This window comes from Paenibacillus sp. FSL H8-0034 (genome assembly GCF_038000305.1).
Taxonomy (GTDB): Bacteria; Bacillota; Bacilli; order Paenibacillales; family NBRC-103111; genus Paenibacillus_S.
The window spans coordinates 5,785,978-5,803,152 of record NZ_JBBOBS010000001.1; the positions used below are offsets into that span (position 1 = coordinate 5,785,978).

Genomic DNA, 17,175 nt, shown 5'->3' on the forward strand with positions numbered 1-17,175 from the left:
GCTTTAAATCAACCTTTTTTTATTTTTATTCGTCACTAAAACCAATTTTGTGACCAGTCAGTCATATTGTTGACATGAATATGTTCGACGTATACAATGGCTGTATACATGTGATGTGCCAAGTTTGGAAACAAGGAGTGTCGAACAGAATGAATGACAAAAAAACACAAATTGTTCAGGCTGCAATCAAGCTGTTCGGAGAACGTGACTACCATACAACATCCGTTCAAGATATTGTCAGTCTTGCCGGAGTATCCAAGGGAGCTTTTTATTTACATTTTCATTCCAAAGAGGAATTGCTCGTTCATATCTTCAATCATTATATGGAATCGTATCGCTCATATCTGGAGGAGATTCTTCAGGACCCCTCGTTAAGCGCGCGGGAAAGACTATTTAAATCCATTGAATATCAATGCGAAGCCTTCATCAAAGATAAGGATTTTATTGCGATGCAGCTAAAAGGGATCACCTTTTTAAATAAAGCTCTACAGGATTTAATGATTGATCACAGCAATCAAAACGTTATATGGTTTGACCAGCGTATCATTGAGCTCTACGGATCGGAAATCAGACCGCATTCATTTGATTGTGCCAACTTATTTAACGGGATGATCAAGGAGTTTTATTTCTGCCATATCGTTTTCGGACATCCTATTGAAGGCGGGCAGCTGGCCGAATATTTAATGAACCGTCTGGACGATGTTATTTATGGAATTCTGAGTAAACCCACCGTTCCCATCCTTTCCAAAGCTGTTATTTTATCAGATCGCAGTTCAGAAACAACTCGCGAAAGCCTGATTGAGAGAGCGCTTACAACGAAGGGTTGGATTGAATCGCATGTCGAAGCCCCAATGGTGATGTGCACCATGCTTCAGTCGCTGGATGTAATCGTGCAGGAGGCTAATAAAGAAGAGCCCAACGATATCATTATCAAGGGAATGGTTAATTACCTGATTTCCTTGGCAGAGGGTGATTCGGATATTATCGCCGTATTCAACAAATCATTCGGTTGTGCCCGTATTTGCTAATTTACCGAGAAAAACAGGCTAACCTGAGTTTCCGGTTAACCTGATTGAGTGAACCATTCATTCACAAAGTATGTGTTTAGCGGTACTGCTTCAGCTGCATTTGATCGAGACTTTTGAATTCATATCCCTGACCGCGGGCATCGTCAATAATTTTGCCCATAGCCTCTGCATTATCCTGAGAAACGGAATGAAGCAGAATGACAGCACCAGGATGAAGCTGTGCCATCACTTGTTGGTAAGCATAGTTCCAGCCGTGCTGTTTTTTTGTATCCCAGTCCCTGTATGCCACGGACCAGAAAACACTGGTATAGCCCAAATTTTGACTAACCCCGAGCATCTGATCACTAAAGATTCCCCTTGGCGGCCGCAAATACCGCACTTCGCTTTGTGGGGTCAGCTGGGCTATTTCCACTTTGACTTTGTCCAGCTCATCCTTCATACGGCCGGCAGATATACTACTCATATCCGGATGACTCCAGGAATGGTTGCCAATGATGTGCCCCTCTTCAGCCATTCGCTTGACCAGCTCCGGTTGATCCTTCACATAATGACCAGTCACAAAGAAGGCCGCGGGCACCTTCTTATCCTTCAATACGTTCAGCAATTGAGCTGTATACCCGTTCTCATACCCGTTATCAAAGGTTAAATAAAGCTCCTTTTTCTCGGTATCCCCCAAAAAAATAGCTCCATGCTTTTGAAGAATGCTCATAAAGCCCTCTTCCGCGATCGAAGGAAGCTTTCCATCTTTGCTTTTTTTAAAGCCAAAATGATAGGGCCGACTATCGTCCTGCGCCCACACCTGACCAGAGAGCTGTACAACGCTAACCATTACCATTAACAACACCACGGCCTGTATGGCACGTTTCATCCATGCACCCTCTTTTCTGAATTGACATCCTTCATTTTCATTTCTCATAGCTGCCTAAAGGTAGTATTGCTCAGGTTGATATGAATCATCCGCTTAGTGAAAGAAAAGAAAGCTTGCAATCGGTGATCATGATCACGATTTCGCTCGAATTTCGCGTGCAATTTGTTCCGTAATCTCTGCTATGCCCATCGATCCGATATCGCCTTCTTCACGTTTGCGGACCGCCACTTTATTCGTTGACCGCTCGTTCTCACCGACTACAAGCATATAGGGAACCTTTTCAAGCTGTGCCTCACGGATTTTATAGCCAAGCTTTTCGCTTCGTATATCTACTTCTACACGAATACCTGCAGCTTCCAGTGCTTGCTTCACCTGCAGTGCATAATCGATGAAAGCATCGGACACTGGCAATATTTTCGCTTGAACCGGAGCGAGCCAAACCGGGAACGCCCCGCTGTAATGCTCTGTTAAAATACCGATGAAGCGGTCTATGGACCCGTAGGCTGCACGGTGAATGACAACAGGACGGTGCTTCTGATTATCTTCGCCGATGTAGGAAAGATCAAATTTCTCAGGCATTTGAAAATCAAGCTGGATCGACGCACACTGCCAGCTGCGTTTAAGCGCGTCAAGGATGTGGAAGTCAATTTTCGGTCCGTAAAAGGCCCCGTCGCCTTCATTCATTCGATAAGCAATACCACTCTGATCCAATACGTGCTGAAGGGATGCTTCTGCCAAATCCCACAGCTCTGCCGATCCCATCGAATCCTCAGGACGTGTAGACAACTCGATTGTATATTCAAAGCCAAACACCTGGTAAATTTGATCGATAAAAGCAATAACCCGTGCGATTTCTTCTTCGACCTGATCCGGTCTTACAAAAATATGCGCATCATCCTGGCAAAACGTACGCACACGCATCATCCCGTTCAACGCACCCGAAAATTCATGGCGGTGAACCTGACCAAATTCGGCAAGTCGTATCGGAAGCTCGCGATAGGAATGCAGTGTATTTTTAAAGATCAGCATGTGTCCAGGGCAATTCATCGGTTTAAGCGCATAATGCGTATCATCAACTTCAGTAAAATACATATTATCCTTGTAATGATCCCAATGCCCGGACTGCTCCCACAACCGTCGGTTCATCATAAGTGGAGTACGGACCTCCTGGTAATCCTGCTGCACCTGTACCTGGCGTGAAAAGTTCTCCAGCTCTGTACGAATCGACATGCCTTTGGGCAAGTAAAATGGCATTCCCGGCGCTTCCTCTGAGAACATAAACAATCCCAGCTCTTTGCCAAGCTTACGGTGATCGCGTTTCTTTGCTTCCTCCAAGATGAACAAATGCTCCTCTAGCTGCTGTTTTTTGGGGAAGGCTGTTCCGTATATACGCTGCAGCATTTTATTGTTGGAATCACCTCGCCAATAGGCACCTGCTACACTCAGCAGCTTGAATGCCTGAATACGGCCTGTAGACGGGAGGTGGGGTCCACGACAGAGATCGTAAAATTCACCCTGATCATAAATTGTGATGACCGAAGCTTCCGGCAAGTCATGAATAAGCTCCAGCTTAAGTGGCTCCTCCTGCCCTTCAAAGATTCGAATGGCCTCATCACGGTCTACCTCCCGTCTCACAATCGGCAGGTTCTCCGCTATAATGTTATTCATCACCTGCTCAATTGCGGCAAGATCCTCACTGGATAAAGGTTTATCAATATCGATATCGTAATAAAAGCCATCCTCAATGACCGGGCCAATGCCGAGCTTAACTGCCTTTTCACCATATATGCGCTTAATCGCTTGCGCCATCACATGCGCCGTGCTGTGGCGATATACCTTCAATCCTTCCTCGCTATCGAGTGTGATGATGGCTATATCGCAGTCCTGCTCAATAGACCGATTCAAATCGACCATTTCGTCATTGATTGTACCAGCCACTGCAAGCTTCCTTAGCCCCGGGCTAATTGACCCTGCTATCTGCTCAATTGTTGTACCGTAACCATACTCCCTTACAGCTCCGTCGGGCAGCTTCACTTTCACTTGATTTGCCATGTTAACTCCTCCATTATGATCATTTTTGTAAACACAAAGAGCACACCCGTCTCCGCAAAGGGACGAATGTGCTCGTGGTTCCACCCTGATTACAACCTGCTGATAATAGCAGATCCTCATTGGCTTCTGTAACGGGAATTCCCGGCGAAATTTACTCTCATGAGCCAGCATGATTTCCATATCGCAGCTGCAAGGGGGTAAATCACTTATTTCCACAGAAGGGGCTTTCAGCCGGTGACCCCTCTTTCTGTTCAGTATCCCTAAGTGTTCATGTCCTTGGTTATTGCTTGTAAAGGTTATTTGGTTATTAAAAAAACAAAAAGAGCACACTCGTCTCCGAAAAGGGACGAATGTGCTCGTGGTTCCACCCTGATTATAACCTGCTGATAATAGCAGATCCTCATTGGTTTCTGTAACGGGAATTCCCGGCGAAGTTTACTCTCATGAGCCAGCATGATTTCCATATCGCAGCTGCAAGGGGGTAAATCACTTATCTCCACAGAAGGGGCTTTCAACCGGTGACCCCTCTTTCTGTTCAGTATCCCTAAGTGTTCATGTCCTTGGTTATTGCCTTGCTTTTATTTGTTAATTAGAATAACGAATCGAGATTATTTTGTCAAGGGGTATTGTTCGTGGGTAAAATCAACACCTCAGAGTAATGAACTCACTCCAGCTCCATCCACGCCTCGAGCAGCTTATCGTGCCGCTCCTGCAGCAGACCGCGCTCACGCCACCGTACCTCCAGCTGCTCTGTATCGCTGCTGATACTAGCACCAAGCTCCAGCAGCTCTGCGTCTGCTGCGGCCATGTCCGCTTCGAGCGCTGCAATCTGTCGCTCGAGATCCAGACGCCGCCGCTCGGACGCGCGGGCGCTGCCAGCTGCTGGCGGCGCGGTAACTGCTGCGCTTCGCGATGCAGTGGCAGCGTCATGACTGCCCGCTGCCTGAGCCTTCGCACCAGCAGAGCCATGGCCACCGGCCTTCGCTTGTGCTTTCGCTCCCGCTTTGTCGCAGCTTTCCGCCGCTGCCGCTGGTGACAGGACTCCTGCTGCGCCATGGAAGTCCGGCTTGCCCTCGACACGCGCGCCGTTCCGGCGGACTCCACTGACATAACCGTTTCCTCCGCGCCCGGAAACCTCCTCTTCCTGCTGCCGCCTCTTCGCCCTGAACTCGTCAAAATTCCCGAGATATGGGGACACCTTACCCTGCTCTAACAACCATACCCGCTGCGCCAGCCGATTGATAAAATAGCGGTCATGCGAGATCGCAAGCACAGTTCCCGGGAATTCCTCCAAAGCTTCCTCCAACGCCTCGCGCGAAGCGATATCCAGATGGTTCGTCGGCTCATCGAGCAGGAGCAGGTTAGGCTTCGAGAGAACGAGCAGCGCAAGTCGCAGCCGTGACCACTCACCTCCAGACAGCAGGCTTACCGGACGGAATACATCCGCTCCGTAAAACAGATACCTCGCAAGAATACCCCTTGCTTCGCCTTCCTCTAAGCCAGCTTCCGTGCGGAAATAGTCCAGCACCGTCTGCTTGCGGTCCAATACCGCATTTTGCTGTGCCAAGTATCCAATTTCCACGCGGGCGCCCAGCCTGATTTCTCCACTATCGGGCATTTCTTCGCCCAAGAGGAGCTTGAACAAAGTCGTTTTGCCTGTTCCGTTGTCTCCTAACAGCATTACTTTTTCCCCGTATTGTAGACTTCCTTCCACCCCGGACAGCACATCACGACTGTCATAAGATTTGGAAACGCCTTCCAAGATTACCACCCTGTTACCGGAGCGATCCAGCGGCATCAGCCCAAAATCAGCCGTTTTTTGCTCCAGCACCGGACGCTTCACCCGCTGCATACGATCCAACGCTTTGCGAATCGAAGCTGCTCGCTTAAAAAACTTCTCATTTCCGCCGACCCGTCCCCACTCCTCCAGCTGACGAATCGTCTCCTTCATTTTCTTGATCACCTTCTGCTGCTCCTGATACTGAGCGAACTGCTGCAGCAGCCGTTCTTCCTTTTCCTTCATATACCCACTGTAATTGGTCGTATACGTATGAGCCTCTCCATCCTCCAGCTCAATCATTTTGGAAGCTACACGATCAAGAAAATAACGGTCATGCGACACAACCATACATGCGCCTGTATAGCTCCGCAAAAACTGCTCAAGCCATTCAATGCCCCTTAAATCGAGATGGTTTGTTGGCTCGTCGAGCAGCAGCAGCTCGGGTCGAACAATCAGCTGCGAGGCTAACGCTACCCTCGTCTTCTCTCCTCCGGACAACGAGCTGAAGCTGCGCACGTACGCACTCTTCGGAATTTGCAAGCCTAGGGCCACTTGATCAATGCTGGCATCCATTTCATAGCCGCCACCCCGTTCAAAGCGCTCTTGTACAGCGGCGTAGGCTTTCAGAAGCTGCTCAAGCCGTTCAGGGCTCGATACCACCTCAGGGTCGGACATTTCGTGCTCCAATTCGGTTAATTCCTTCTGGCATTGTGTCAGCTCCAGGTAACCGTAGGCGAGCACTTCATACACCTTCATACTTTCAAATTCAACGGGGATTTGCGGCAAATATCCCACCTGAATATCCTTCTTCAAAGTCAACATGCCTTCATCCACATGCAATTGTCTGGATATGAGCTGCAGCAGTGTCGATTTTCCGCATCCGTTTCGCCCGATAAGACCTACCTTTTCTCCTTCATGCACTTCAAAAGTAACCCCGTCCAGCACAAGGTGGGCACCGTGGTATTTTTTTATATTTTGGCCGTTAATAATAATCATAATATAGGATCCTCCTAGAGATGAAGACCCTAACTCAACAGCAAAAAAGAGCCGCAGCAGCAAGCCCGCGACCCTTCGGATGGTACAGCAATCCGTATCGGTTAAGGTAGGCGTCTTCTCGCGAATGGTACAACCGTATTTGAATAATCAGACAGACTTCTCCCGTTGTTCGGAAAAGTATGAACGATGCCAGCCATAGCAATCGGCAGCTGGCTAATACGGTTGTTCACCATTTCGTGATTCACCTACCTCACCTCCTTGTTTTTATTACTGTAACTGTAACATAGAACGCATGGATAATGCAATGTCTACTCTCCCAGCTTGAATACTTTAAGTCTCCGGGCAGCAAAAAAAGCTGCACGAACGGCGGCAGCCTTTTTGTTCCATCTCATCCTATTTGGAGCGTCCCTTACCTACCAGAAACTTTTTCTTCGTTTTCTTGTCCATTACCGGTAAGTGTTTATAGCTCCGTACCATCGGGCTTTTACATAAAGGACAGTCAGGTAATTCTTCTGTTACAAATTCCTTACGTGTCCATGCTTTGCATTCAGGTTGTTTGCATTTCCATATTTCAATGTGTTCCAGTTCTTGCTTTTCTTCCTCTAATGTCGTCGTTGCCATTTCCAATCAGATCTCCCTGCATTAATTTCTAGACTTCTTATTATTATACAGAAGACGACTATTGGCAAGCCCTATTTTCGTGATTAAACCAACATCTACCTACTTCACCATCCCCCATGAGGGTACAACAAAGAAGACCAGTAAGTGATAATCACTTTCGGCCCGCTGAGAATGCTTATTTACAAATACGGATATAGTCACTAAATGTGCCACTAATCCGTAAAATAAAAGGGAGTGGTTTGAATCGTAAATATAAAAATGGCTCCATGCTCAACATCTTTTTGTGCATGAATTGTGCCACCCATTAATTCTACCAGCGTTTTGCAGATCGCCAGCCCAAGCCCTGTACCTCCATATTTGCGCGCCATTGACGAATCCAGCTGCGAAAAGGGTTTGAACAAATCAACCATCTTCAGCGGGGGAATTCCGATTCCACTATCCTTTATGACAAATTCAATTTCAAGGGAATCGTCCTGCGCGGAAATTTGATTAACCATCACATGAATGCCGCCTTTTTTCGTAAATTTAACAGCGTTTCCGATTAAGTTAATCATGACTTGGCGAAGTCGGGTCGGGTCGCCTGCAATAAGCTGAGGAAGCTTTTCGTCGATGTCATACTCCATAATCAGGTTTCGGTCCAAGGCAGAGGCTGTAAATAATTCAAATGTTTCTTGAACCAACGCTTTCAGTTCAAGCGGTTCCTGCTCCAATTCCATTTTGCCGGATTCAATTTTTGAATAATCCAGAATATCATTGATTACGGACATCAAGGCATTCGCACTATTCCGTATAATCCCAGCATATTTTCTTTGTTCGGATTCAAGCTCCATTTCAAGGAGTAGATCCGCCATCCCAATCACACCATTCATCGGTGTACGAATTTCATGGCTCATCATGGACAGAAACTCAGATTTAACAAGCAGCGCATTTTCCGCTTCTTCTTTAGCTTGCAATAGCTCACTATCCAGCATTTTACGTTTCGTTATATCCCTTGCAATGACGTATACCCCAACCACTTTCACTTCCAGTATGATAGGAAAACTGATTACATCATAGATGACGATTTCGCCATTCGGATTCATCTCTTTGGATTCATAGCGCTGCACATTCCCGTTCGCTGTTTGTTGAAAATAGTGTTCGATACCAGGCAAATTTTCTTCAGAGGTAAAAGCACGAAAATTTAGCTGACCTTGTTCGACTTCTTCGCTTGCTAATCCCATTATTTTCTCAAAAGCCGGATTGACCGATGTATAATTTCCCAGTAGGTCCAATGAATAAATAAGATCTGGATGGTGCTCGAACAGGGTAACCGCCTCCCTGAATCGTTCCAAGCCTTTGTTGCTTCTTTCAAGCTCTGCTTTCACCGATTCCAACGCTTTTTTGTGCAAATCCAATTCAATAAATACCTTTACCTTACTCAGCAGGATATCCGTGTTAACCGGTTTGAACAAAAAATCGACCGCACCAGTCTCATAACCCTTATACACGCTAGCTTCCTCTTTATGGGTAGCCGTCACAAAAATAATTGGGATCAGCTTTGTTTTCTTATTGCCGCGCAAAATCTCGGCCAGCTCGAATCCGTTCATTTCCGGCATATTCACATCAAGCAAAATCAATGCAAAATCATGACGCAGTGTGAACGACATGGCTTCATTCCCCGAATGTGCTTTATAAATTTCGCAGCCTAACGTTTGTAATATTTGCTCCATGGCAAACAAGTTTTCTTCTCGATCATCAACGACAAGTATTTTAGCTGCCAGTTTTTCCTTTGCAGGTATCATGCATGTCCCTCCTTAAAATTTGCAGAGCTTCCTTGCTTCGTTATTTAAACAACCATACTCGCAACAAGGAAAGCAGATTGTCAGTGTCAATCGGTTTTGTCATGTAATCGTTGGCGCCGCCTTCAATACATTTCATTTTATCCCCTACCATCGCATTAGCCGTTAACGCGATAATCGGCAGCTTATTGAACTCAGGATTCTCGCGAATTCTTCGCATGGCTTCGTAGCCATCCATGACGGGCATCATAATATCCATAATAACCAGTTCAATTCCGGCAACCTGATCCAGCATTTCCAGAGCAAGCTTACCATTATCTGCCATAACCACGTCCATTTCGTAATGCTGCAGCAGCTTGGACAAAGCAAATGTATTTCGCAAATCGTCGTCCACCAACAATATTTTCCGACCTTTTAAAGTCTCATCCCCATCATGCAGCATGTTGACCCCATGGCGCTGTTCAAAGGGTAACGATTTATTCACATGCTGTAGAAACAGAGAAACTTCATCCAACAACCGGTCCGGGGAATGAGCGCCTTTGATGACAATACTACCCGTGTAATAATTCAATTCCTTGTATTCCTCTTGTGTTAACTCCTTACCTGTATAGACAATAATCGGTGGTACATGTGTCTTCTTAAGCTCTGACAGTTTGGCAAGTAATTCAAACCCTGTCATGTCGGGAAGCTTTAAATCGAGAATCATACAATCGTAGTCCTGTAATCGCAATCGTTCCAAGCCCTCCGCACCTGTCCGAACACAATGAATCTCGATTTTTTTGTGGAGGAGCATTTCATATATGGCTTTCTGATTATGAGCATCATCTTCAACAACAAGCATCAGTTGAATACGCTCCTGTAAAATAACTTCGATTCTGGCAAAAACGGAATCAAAGTCTGTGACGCTGATAGGCTTTGTGAGGAAACCGACTGCCCCTTTATCCAGCGAGGTTTGTCTATCTTCCTTGCCAGTAATAATATGCACGGGAATATGCCGTGTTTCACTATCATGCTTAAGCAATTCGAGCAATTTAAGCCCATCGATATCTGGCAGACCCAGATCCAACAATACGGCACTAGGCATATACTTCTTTATCAGCTGAAGACCACTGAAGCCATCTTCTGCCGCGATACATTTGAAGCCCTTGGCAGCAGACATATCCAATAAGACTTTGGCGAAGCTTTTGTCATCCTCTATAATCATGATTACCTTCTCGTTCATATGAGGCTCGATCTGATCCCGATCATCAGCAATAAACACTTTGATAGCTTGTGGAGTTTGGACCATTTCTGCTGCCGCGACGGTAATAGACTGCTCCATATGAGCTTCGGGTATTGTTTTCTCAGACGAATGGACCATGGAAGTAACCATATCGTTAGAGGAGGCCCTTCCGTTCATGGAGTCTCCAATAGAAGCGATATGATTCATGTCAAGCGGGAGAAATAATGTAAAAGTGCTTCCTACGTCCTTCTCACTCACCAAATGAATTTCGCCGCCAAGCAGCTTGGCAAGCTCTCTGGAAATCGTCAAGCCCAGACCGGTTCCGCCGTACTTGCGAATGGTAGAGCCGTCAGCCTGCTGAAATGATTCAAATATCGCCTTTTGCTTATTCGGCACAATTCCAATACCTGTGTCACTTACGATAAAAGCCACCGTATTGTTTGCTGTGAGAGTAGTATTGATAAAGTGAACATCCGCTGCAGGGTGGCAGATCGTCAAAGAAACCGTTCCTTTGGATGTAAATTTGAATGCATTGGACAAAAAGTTTTTGAGTATTTGTTCGGTTCTCTGGCCATCTGTTATGAGGGTCCACGGAATTCCTTCTTCTATTTGCAATTCGAACTGCAGTCCTTTATCCTGTGCTATCACATTGAACTGATACTTGAGATTGTGGACAATCGATTCCAGCTCAACTTCCTCCGGCATCACATTTAACTTACCTGCCTCTACCTTGGATAAGTCCAAAATATCATTGATCAGTGTTAACAAATTCAAGCCGCCGCTGTAAATGATTTGAGCCGACTCGATCTGATCCCCCGTCAAATTCCCCTCCCTGTTATTAGCGAGAAGCTTCGCCAGTATTAGCAAACTATTAAGTGGGGTTCTTAATTCATGAGACATATTCGCTAAAAACTCCGACTTGTAATTACTGGCCAGCTCCAACTCGTTGGCTTTCACCTCAAGAGCGTCCTTGGATAATTGGATCATTTCGTTTTGTTTAATAATATCCATCGTTTGCATTTCCAAGCGTTTGGTCTTAACCGCCATCTCATCGTTAATTACTTGCAGTTCTTCACTTTGCAGTTTTTGCTTCTCTTCGGCATACTTTAACATTTTGGTTTGTTCTTCCAACTCTTCATTGGATACACGTAATTCTTCCTGTTGTATTTGTGCTTCCTCGGCTAATAATTGCGCTTTTTCGGCAAGAAGCTGTGATTCTAATAGAGATTCTTCCGTTCGCTGACGACCGGAGGCGCTGTTAATAATAACACCTAATGGTGTGGACAACAGTTCAAGCAAATTTTGCTGTATGGGCGTAAAAGCTTTGAACGAGGCTAATTCAATTACTGCCACTACCTCTTCTTCGAATATAATAGGCATGACAAAAATCGTCAGCGGATTGTGTTCTCCAAGTCCGGAACTGATCTGAATATATTCATTAGGCACTTGTGTCAGCAATATCGGCTTCTTCTCCAATGCACATTGACCAATTAAACCTTCTCCCGAACGGAAACGATGCGAAATATTTTCCCGCTGCTTGTAGGCATAGCTGCCGAGCAATATAAAATCACCCGTGTACTCAGCATTTTTCCTTGTCTCTTTTACATAAAATACACCTTGTCCAACCTCGATCAGCTTGGAAATTTCTGAAATAAGCATTTTTATCAGCTGCTGCAGGTCGGTTATTCCGAGGGAAAGCTCCGTTAAACGGGCCAATTCGGCCTTCAACCAATATTGTCTTTCTTTTTCGGACATCATTTCCTGGAAGGTAAACCATACTTGAATAAGCAGAGATAGTGAAACTAAAATAATGAGAAGATTCATCAGATTCATAAAGACGAGCCAGTTTAAAGCTCCACTCCTGCTTCGTTCCAGTCTGTCGAGCAAAGCTACTCCATATTGATCTTCAGCTTGCTTCATTAAATCAATAACATCTGTCGATTGCAGATACCAGTATACCGGATCAACGGCAGGACTTTTACCAATCGCTCCATCCAATACGCTGTATCGAATACGATTGACCTCATCAACTACTTGCCCTTTAACGATGGCCTTATATTGACCAAGCCAATCCAAGCTTGCATTTGAAGTGAAGCTGTTCAAATAAAGCTGCCGCTCTTGTTCCAACGAGCCTAAGTTATATATATCTGCAGCTTGGATTTGACGAGCTTGAAGAATACGGCTGATGAGGATTCGTTCCTTGCTGAGCGCTGCTGCGCTTTGAGAGAAGCTGTGAAAGGCAGACAGACTTGCTGCGATTTCAAGATTCGAGCTTGCCAATTTCAATTGATCCATCAGACTAAAAAAAGACCCGAACGTATCATCATAGTACGTAAGGATCAAATTCGCATCCATTTTTTGTTTGTCGATTAAACCCCGCTCTGCATCGAGCTTGTCCAATATCCCTAAGGAACGTTCCAGATTGTCTCTCGTAGTCGCGTCCAGCTCACTTTTCGTTAAAACATCCGAATATTCATTAAAATTAGTTATACTTTGGTTGGAAATCTTTCGCTGCTCCAGCATTTGATTTCGTTTGAGCTCTGTCTGATCAGCGTAATAGCTGACTGTAATTCCTTGTTCCTTTTGAAGCTCATGAATCAAGTCTATGGTTTTCACCAGGAGCTTGGTCTTGGTTTCTAACTGACCTAACTCGGTTCGATCGTTTATTTTGGTAATAACCACTGTGATTGAAAAATACAGCAAACCGAGCATTGGAATTAAAACCATAACTACCAGCTTACTGTTCATTTTCAAGTTCTTTATCCAGAGCATTCCGATACCCTCATTTCTCCATCTCGCCAAACAAACGTTCCATCATTTTACTCAAAAATCCAAATTAGCCTTAACTACTTATATTAACACAATTAAAAGTAAAGATATATGTTTATTCTTAAACTAATCATGATGATATTTCGAGTCTAGCATTCTAGGCAGTTTTACAATAACCGTTGTCCCTTCCCCGAGCCTGCTCTGTAATTGAATAGAGCCATGGTGCAAATCAACGATTTTTTTTACAATCGAAAGTCCGAGTCCGCTACCGGAGCGGGCACGATTTCTGGCTTTATCAGCTTTATAAAAGCGTTCACTAATGTGGGGGAGTTCGTCTTCGGGTATTCCGATGCCCGTATCGCTGATCTTCACCGTAATATCATGTTCGACTGCGATTCCGATCCGGATCGTGTCTCCTGACAATGAAAATTTGATACTGTTGGTAATCAGATTCAACCATACTTGATAGATAAGCCCGGAATCTGCGGTAATGACGACTTCGGATAGATCCAGTTCGATAACCAGCTGCTTTTCCGCCCACTGCCACTCTGTCATGATCAAGGCCTGCCGAATCTGCTCATCCAGCCGGAAAGTTGTCGGTTTGACCATCGTCTTTTCTTTGTCCAACGCTGCCAAAGTCAGAAGCTTCTTGCTCATTGACGATAAGCGTCGGCTTTCCTCCTCAATGATGCGCAGATATCGTTGTGCCTCTTCTGGAGTAGCTTTCTGTTCAAGAATCGCCTGTGAAAATCCTTGTATAGACGCTAAAGGCGACTGAATTTCATGCGATACATTGGCTACAAACTCCTGCCTCATATCGTCGAGCTGCTTAAGCGCCTGCGCCATTTGTGCAAAATATCGGGCCAAATTACCAATTTCATCGCGGCGCGAAACATCCATTTCGATGTCATAGCTGCCGCTCACGATTTGTTGGGTTGCTCGGGTCAATTTTTTAACAGGCTTCACGATGTATCGCGTTGAAATAACGATGAACACGATATTGAACAAAAAGCTGAACACCAACAGTATAGCCAGCAGGGCTCGAACTTCACCAAACTGCTGTTCCAGATTTGGACGAATAAATACAGCGTATGTATTCCCTTTTGCCATAATCGGTAATCCGATGCTGTTCTGGATACTGTTTTCAAAAAGCCCGTTAACCATCAGCAGATGGCGTTCCTCCAAAATTCCTTTATAAATCCCTCCATCTAAAATGTGACGAATCTGCTCTGCAGCCATTTGTTTATTTTTGAACGGGGAGCCGTAAAAGGAGCCCTGCATCTGGTCATTCACAGCATAAATCTGGAATCCCATGTTGGCGATATGTGACAAATATTGCCCCAGGTCCAGATCCGGCGTTTTTTCATATAACGTCTTGACTTCATTGCCGATATTCAGTATTTTTTGTTCGTTATAGTTGATCAGATTTTGTACATAATAAACGTTAGCCAATAAAAGAGCCAACACACCACTCACAAGCGAAATCAGCACAAACGTTACCACAATACGGATATAAAGACTTCTCATCCACCTTGCACCTCGATCTTATAGCCTAAGCCGCGGATCGTAGTGATGACAAAGTCATCCGTTCTGTCTGCAAACCGTTCACGCAAACGCTTTATATGTACATCGATAGTCCGGCTGCCTCCTTCGTAATCCGACCCCCATATCAGCTGCAGCAGCTGCTCTCGCGTGAAAATACGTCCGGGTTGACTCGCCAATTGGGACAGCAGCTCAAATTCTTTCAATGGTAAAATGAGAACAGAGTCACCTGAGTCACCCGTTTTCACCTCATAACTATTACGGTCTATCGTTGTATTGTTCAACCGGATCAGCTCTGCTGAAACCATTTGATATCGACGCAGCAAGGCTTTTATCCGAAACATCAGTTCCTTCGGCTCGAACGGTTTCACCATGTAATCATCTGTACCGGACAAGAAACCTTTTTCTTTATCCTCGATCTCTCCCTTTGCCGTCAGCATGATGACCGGGATATCATAATGTTTGCGAATTTCCTTGCAAAGCTCCCAGCCATTCTTCGAAGGCATCATAATATCCACAACGGCCAAATGGATCTGTTCGTTTTCCAGGATGGTTGACCCCTGTTCACCATTGTCTGCTTCTGTAACGGTGTACCCTTCCTTCTTTAAAAGAAAAGATAATAGCTCACGAATGTGGGGATCATCATCCACAACCAAAATGTGCGTTCTCAATGTATCACTCCTGTCGAATTCGCTGAGGTTGTTCCTTAATAGTTTTCCCATAATAACGCCAGCATACATGAATGCAGCTTAAACACGCAATATGAACGGACGATGAACGGGATATTACAACAGTTGTAATCATTCGTACATCGTCCGTTCACACTGTCAGCCTACAATTCATCATGTGAGACGGTAACGCGAGGCCAACGCCTCCGTACTTCTCAACTTATCATAAACGGGGGAAATCACATGTTTGGTTTTATGTTATTTTTACATCTTACCGGTTTGGTCATTTGGCTCGGCTCCTTGTTTGCCATTGTGATCATGCTGATTATGTTAAACAAACAGCTGGGTTCGCTTGAATCCAATACATTAGCACAACGCATTATCCGCACCTTTAGCAGATTTGCTCATCCAAGTGCTGTCTTCGTATTAATCAGTGGGGTTTTGATGATTATTCAAATGGGTATGGGGCCCGGTAAGCCGTTATGGCTGGAGGTCATGGAAAAGGGAGGCGGAACGATCATCTTGCTTGGTCTTATATTCACCGGTATTCTGGGGAGTAAAGTTAAAAAACGCTTGAGCATCCCTGGAGAAACTCAGCCCATCAAATTATCAGGTTATATGATTGCCATGAGTATGGTTATTGTCCTGACGCTTTCCGTTGTTCTGGTTGTGAGTTTAAAAATTTGAACCGAAGGATAATTAGATTCCGACTGCGCAAGGCGCTTGGTCCTAGCTTGGTCCATTGCCGCAGTCGGTATCTTTCTTTTTCACGGTTACAATTCTACAATTACCTTGATAACACCGTTAGCGGGATCATACCACTTCTCAAACTCATCAATCATATGATCAAAGCTGACACGATGGGTAATGTATCGATCGATATCAACGGCTCCATGACGAACGGCTTGGATGACGGTATCGAAATCCTCTCGGGTAGCATTGCGGCTGCTCATAAGAGTAAGCTCTTTTTTATGAAAATCCGGGTCATTGAAGGCAATATCGGCTTTGACCAAGCCTACATATACAAGCCTGCCGCCATGGGACACATAGTTGAAGGCATCCATCATCGACTTCGCATTACCGGTAGCATCAAATACGACTGTCGGCAAATCTCCATCTGTTATTTCCGCCAACGCCTCCAAGGGATGATTCAGCACATTTACCGTGTAATCCACCTGTGCCCATTCCTGGCAAAATCGCAATCGTTCTTCATTCATATCCATGGCAATGACTTTCGCTCCCCGCTGCTTGGCCAGCACCATTACCCCTAATCCGATCGGTCCTGCCCCAATGACAAGCGCCAGCTCCCCCTTGTGCAATCCCGACCTTCTTACCGCGTGAGCGCCAATGCTTAACGGCTCCAATAAAGCCGCTTGATCAAGGCTAATGCCATCCGTTTTAATTAAATGCGAGGTGGGTACAGCTACGATCTCTCGCATCCCCCCATCGGTATGGACGCCAAGCACTTTCATTTGTGTACAACAGTTGGTTTTACCATTCCGGCACGCGATACAGCTTCCACACTCCAAATAGGGGATGACCGATACCTGCGCTCCAATTGGAAAATCACTGGAGTCTGATTGCAGGATAGTCCCCGACAGCTCATGTCCAAGTACTCTGGGATACGTAAAAAACGGCTGATTTCCTCTATAAGCATGAAGATCCGTTCCGCAAATACCGATTCTGCGAATTTGTACCAACACTTCCCCTTGCCCCATAACAGGCGGCTGGGCCTCGATCATGTTCAATTCATTGGGCTGCATGCATATAATACTCTTCATTCTCATTCTCCCCTTTGTCCTACCTATTATGGATTCGGTCCAAACCTCATAATTTAATTACGCTTGCAAA

The 17,175-nt window shown here is 45.3% G+C and carries 12 protein-coding genes; 2 read left to right on the plus strand and 10 right to left on the minus strand.

The annotated features are described in order from the left end of the window. The first annotated feature begins 149 nt into the window (after window positions 1-149). On the plus strand, window positions 150-1,028 hold the full coding sequence (locus NST47_RS26145) for a TetR/AcrR family transcriptional regulator (protein WP_262688893.1): 879 nt from the start codon (window positions 150-152) through the stop codon (window positions 1,026-1,028). A 76-nt stretch (window positions 1,029-1,104) separates the two neighbouring features. On the opposite strand, the gene pdaA is transcribed toward NST47_RS26145, so the two are convergent. The 9 genes from pdaA to NST47_RS26190 all read right to left on the minus strand — a co-directional run bounded on the left by pdaA (window position 1,105) and on the right by NST47_RS26190 (window position 15,327). Continuing rightward, window positions 1,105-1,896 (minus strand): delta-lactam-biosynthetic de-N-acetylase, encoded by a 792-nt coding sequence (gene pdaA / locus NST47_RS26150; protein ID WP_445667400.1) that lies wholly within the window; start codon window positions 1,894-1,896, stop codon window positions 1,105-1,107. A gap of 132 nt (window positions 1,897-2,028) precedes the next feature. After that, window positions 2,029-3,948: a threonine--tRNA ligase gene (thrS, locus tag NST47_RS26155; RefSeq protein ID WP_341157750.1), complete on the minus strand. Its 1,920-nt coding sequence runs from the start codon at window positions 3,946-3,948 to the stop codon at window positions 2,029-2,031. A 664-nt stretch (window positions 3,949-4,612) separates the two neighbouring features. Further along, a complete protein-coding gene (gene abc-f, locus NST47_RS26160; RefSeq protein ID WP_341157751.1) occupies window positions 4,613-6,724 on the minus strand; it encodes a ribosomal protection-like ABC-F family protein in 2,112 nt (703 codons plus the stop codon). A gap of 101 nt (window positions 6,725-6,825) precedes the next feature. Next, window positions 6,826-6,969, minus strand: coding sequence for a hypothetical protein (locus tag NST47_RS26165; RefSeq protein ID WP_179097680.1), 144 nt, complete (start codon window positions 6,967-6,969; stop codon window positions 6,826-6,828). Window positions 6,970-7,117: 148 nt separating this feature from the next. Then, the gene (locus NST47_RS26170) at window positions 7,118-7,345 is read right to left on the minus strand and encodes a cold-inducible protein YdjO-related protein (protein ID WP_341157752.1); all 228 of its coding nucleotides are present in this window, start codon (window positions 7,343-7,345) and stop codon (window positions 7,118-7,120) included. 212 nt (window positions 7,346-7,557) lie between these two features. Next, the gene (locus NST47_RS26175; protein WP_341157753.1) at window positions 7,558-9,126 is read right to left on the minus strand and encodes an ATP-binding protein; all 1,569 of its coding nucleotides are present in this window, start codon (window positions 9,124-9,126) and stop codon (window positions 7,558-7,560) included. 40 nt (window positions 9,127-9,166) lie between these two features. Beyond that, the gene (locus tag NST47_RS26180; RefSeq protein ID WP_341157754.1) at window positions 9,167-13,093 is read right to left on the minus strand and encodes a response regulator; all 3,927 of its coding nucleotides are present in this window, start codon (window positions 13,091-13,093) and stop codon (window positions 9,167-9,169) included. Between the two features lie 147 nt (window positions 13,094-13,240). After that, on the minus strand, window positions 13,241-14,641 hold the full coding sequence (locus NST47_RS26185) for a sensor histidine kinase (protein WP_341157755.1): 1,401 nt from the start codon (window positions 14,639-14,641) through the stop codon (window positions 13,241-13,243). Next, window positions 14,638-15,327, minus strand: a complete 690-nt coding sequence (locus NST47_RS26190) for a response regulator transcription factor (RefSeq protein WP_341157756.1) — start codon at window positions 15,325-15,327, stop codon at window positions 14,638-14,640. Before NST47_RS26190 ends, NST47_RS26185 begins: the two co-directional genes overlap by 4 nt. Before the next feature lie 240 nt (window positions 15,328-15,567). On the opposite strand from NST47_RS26190, the gene NST47_RS26195 reads away from it, so the two are divergent. Continuing rightward, window positions 15,568-16,011, plus strand: coding sequence for a hypothetical protein (locus NST47_RS26195; protein ID WP_341157757.1), 444 nt, complete (start codon window positions 15,568-15,570; stop codon window positions 16,009-16,011). Window positions 16,012-16,097: 86 nt separating this feature from the next. On the opposite strand, the gene NST47_RS26200 is transcribed toward NST47_RS26195, so the two are convergent. After that, on the minus strand, window positions 16,098-17,105 hold the full coding sequence (locus tag NST47_RS26200) for a zinc-binding alcohol dehydrogenase family protein (protein WP_341157758.1): 1,008 nt from the start codon (window positions 17,103-17,105) through the stop codon (window positions 16,098-16,100). Window positions 17,106-17,175 lie beyond the last annotated feature (70 nt).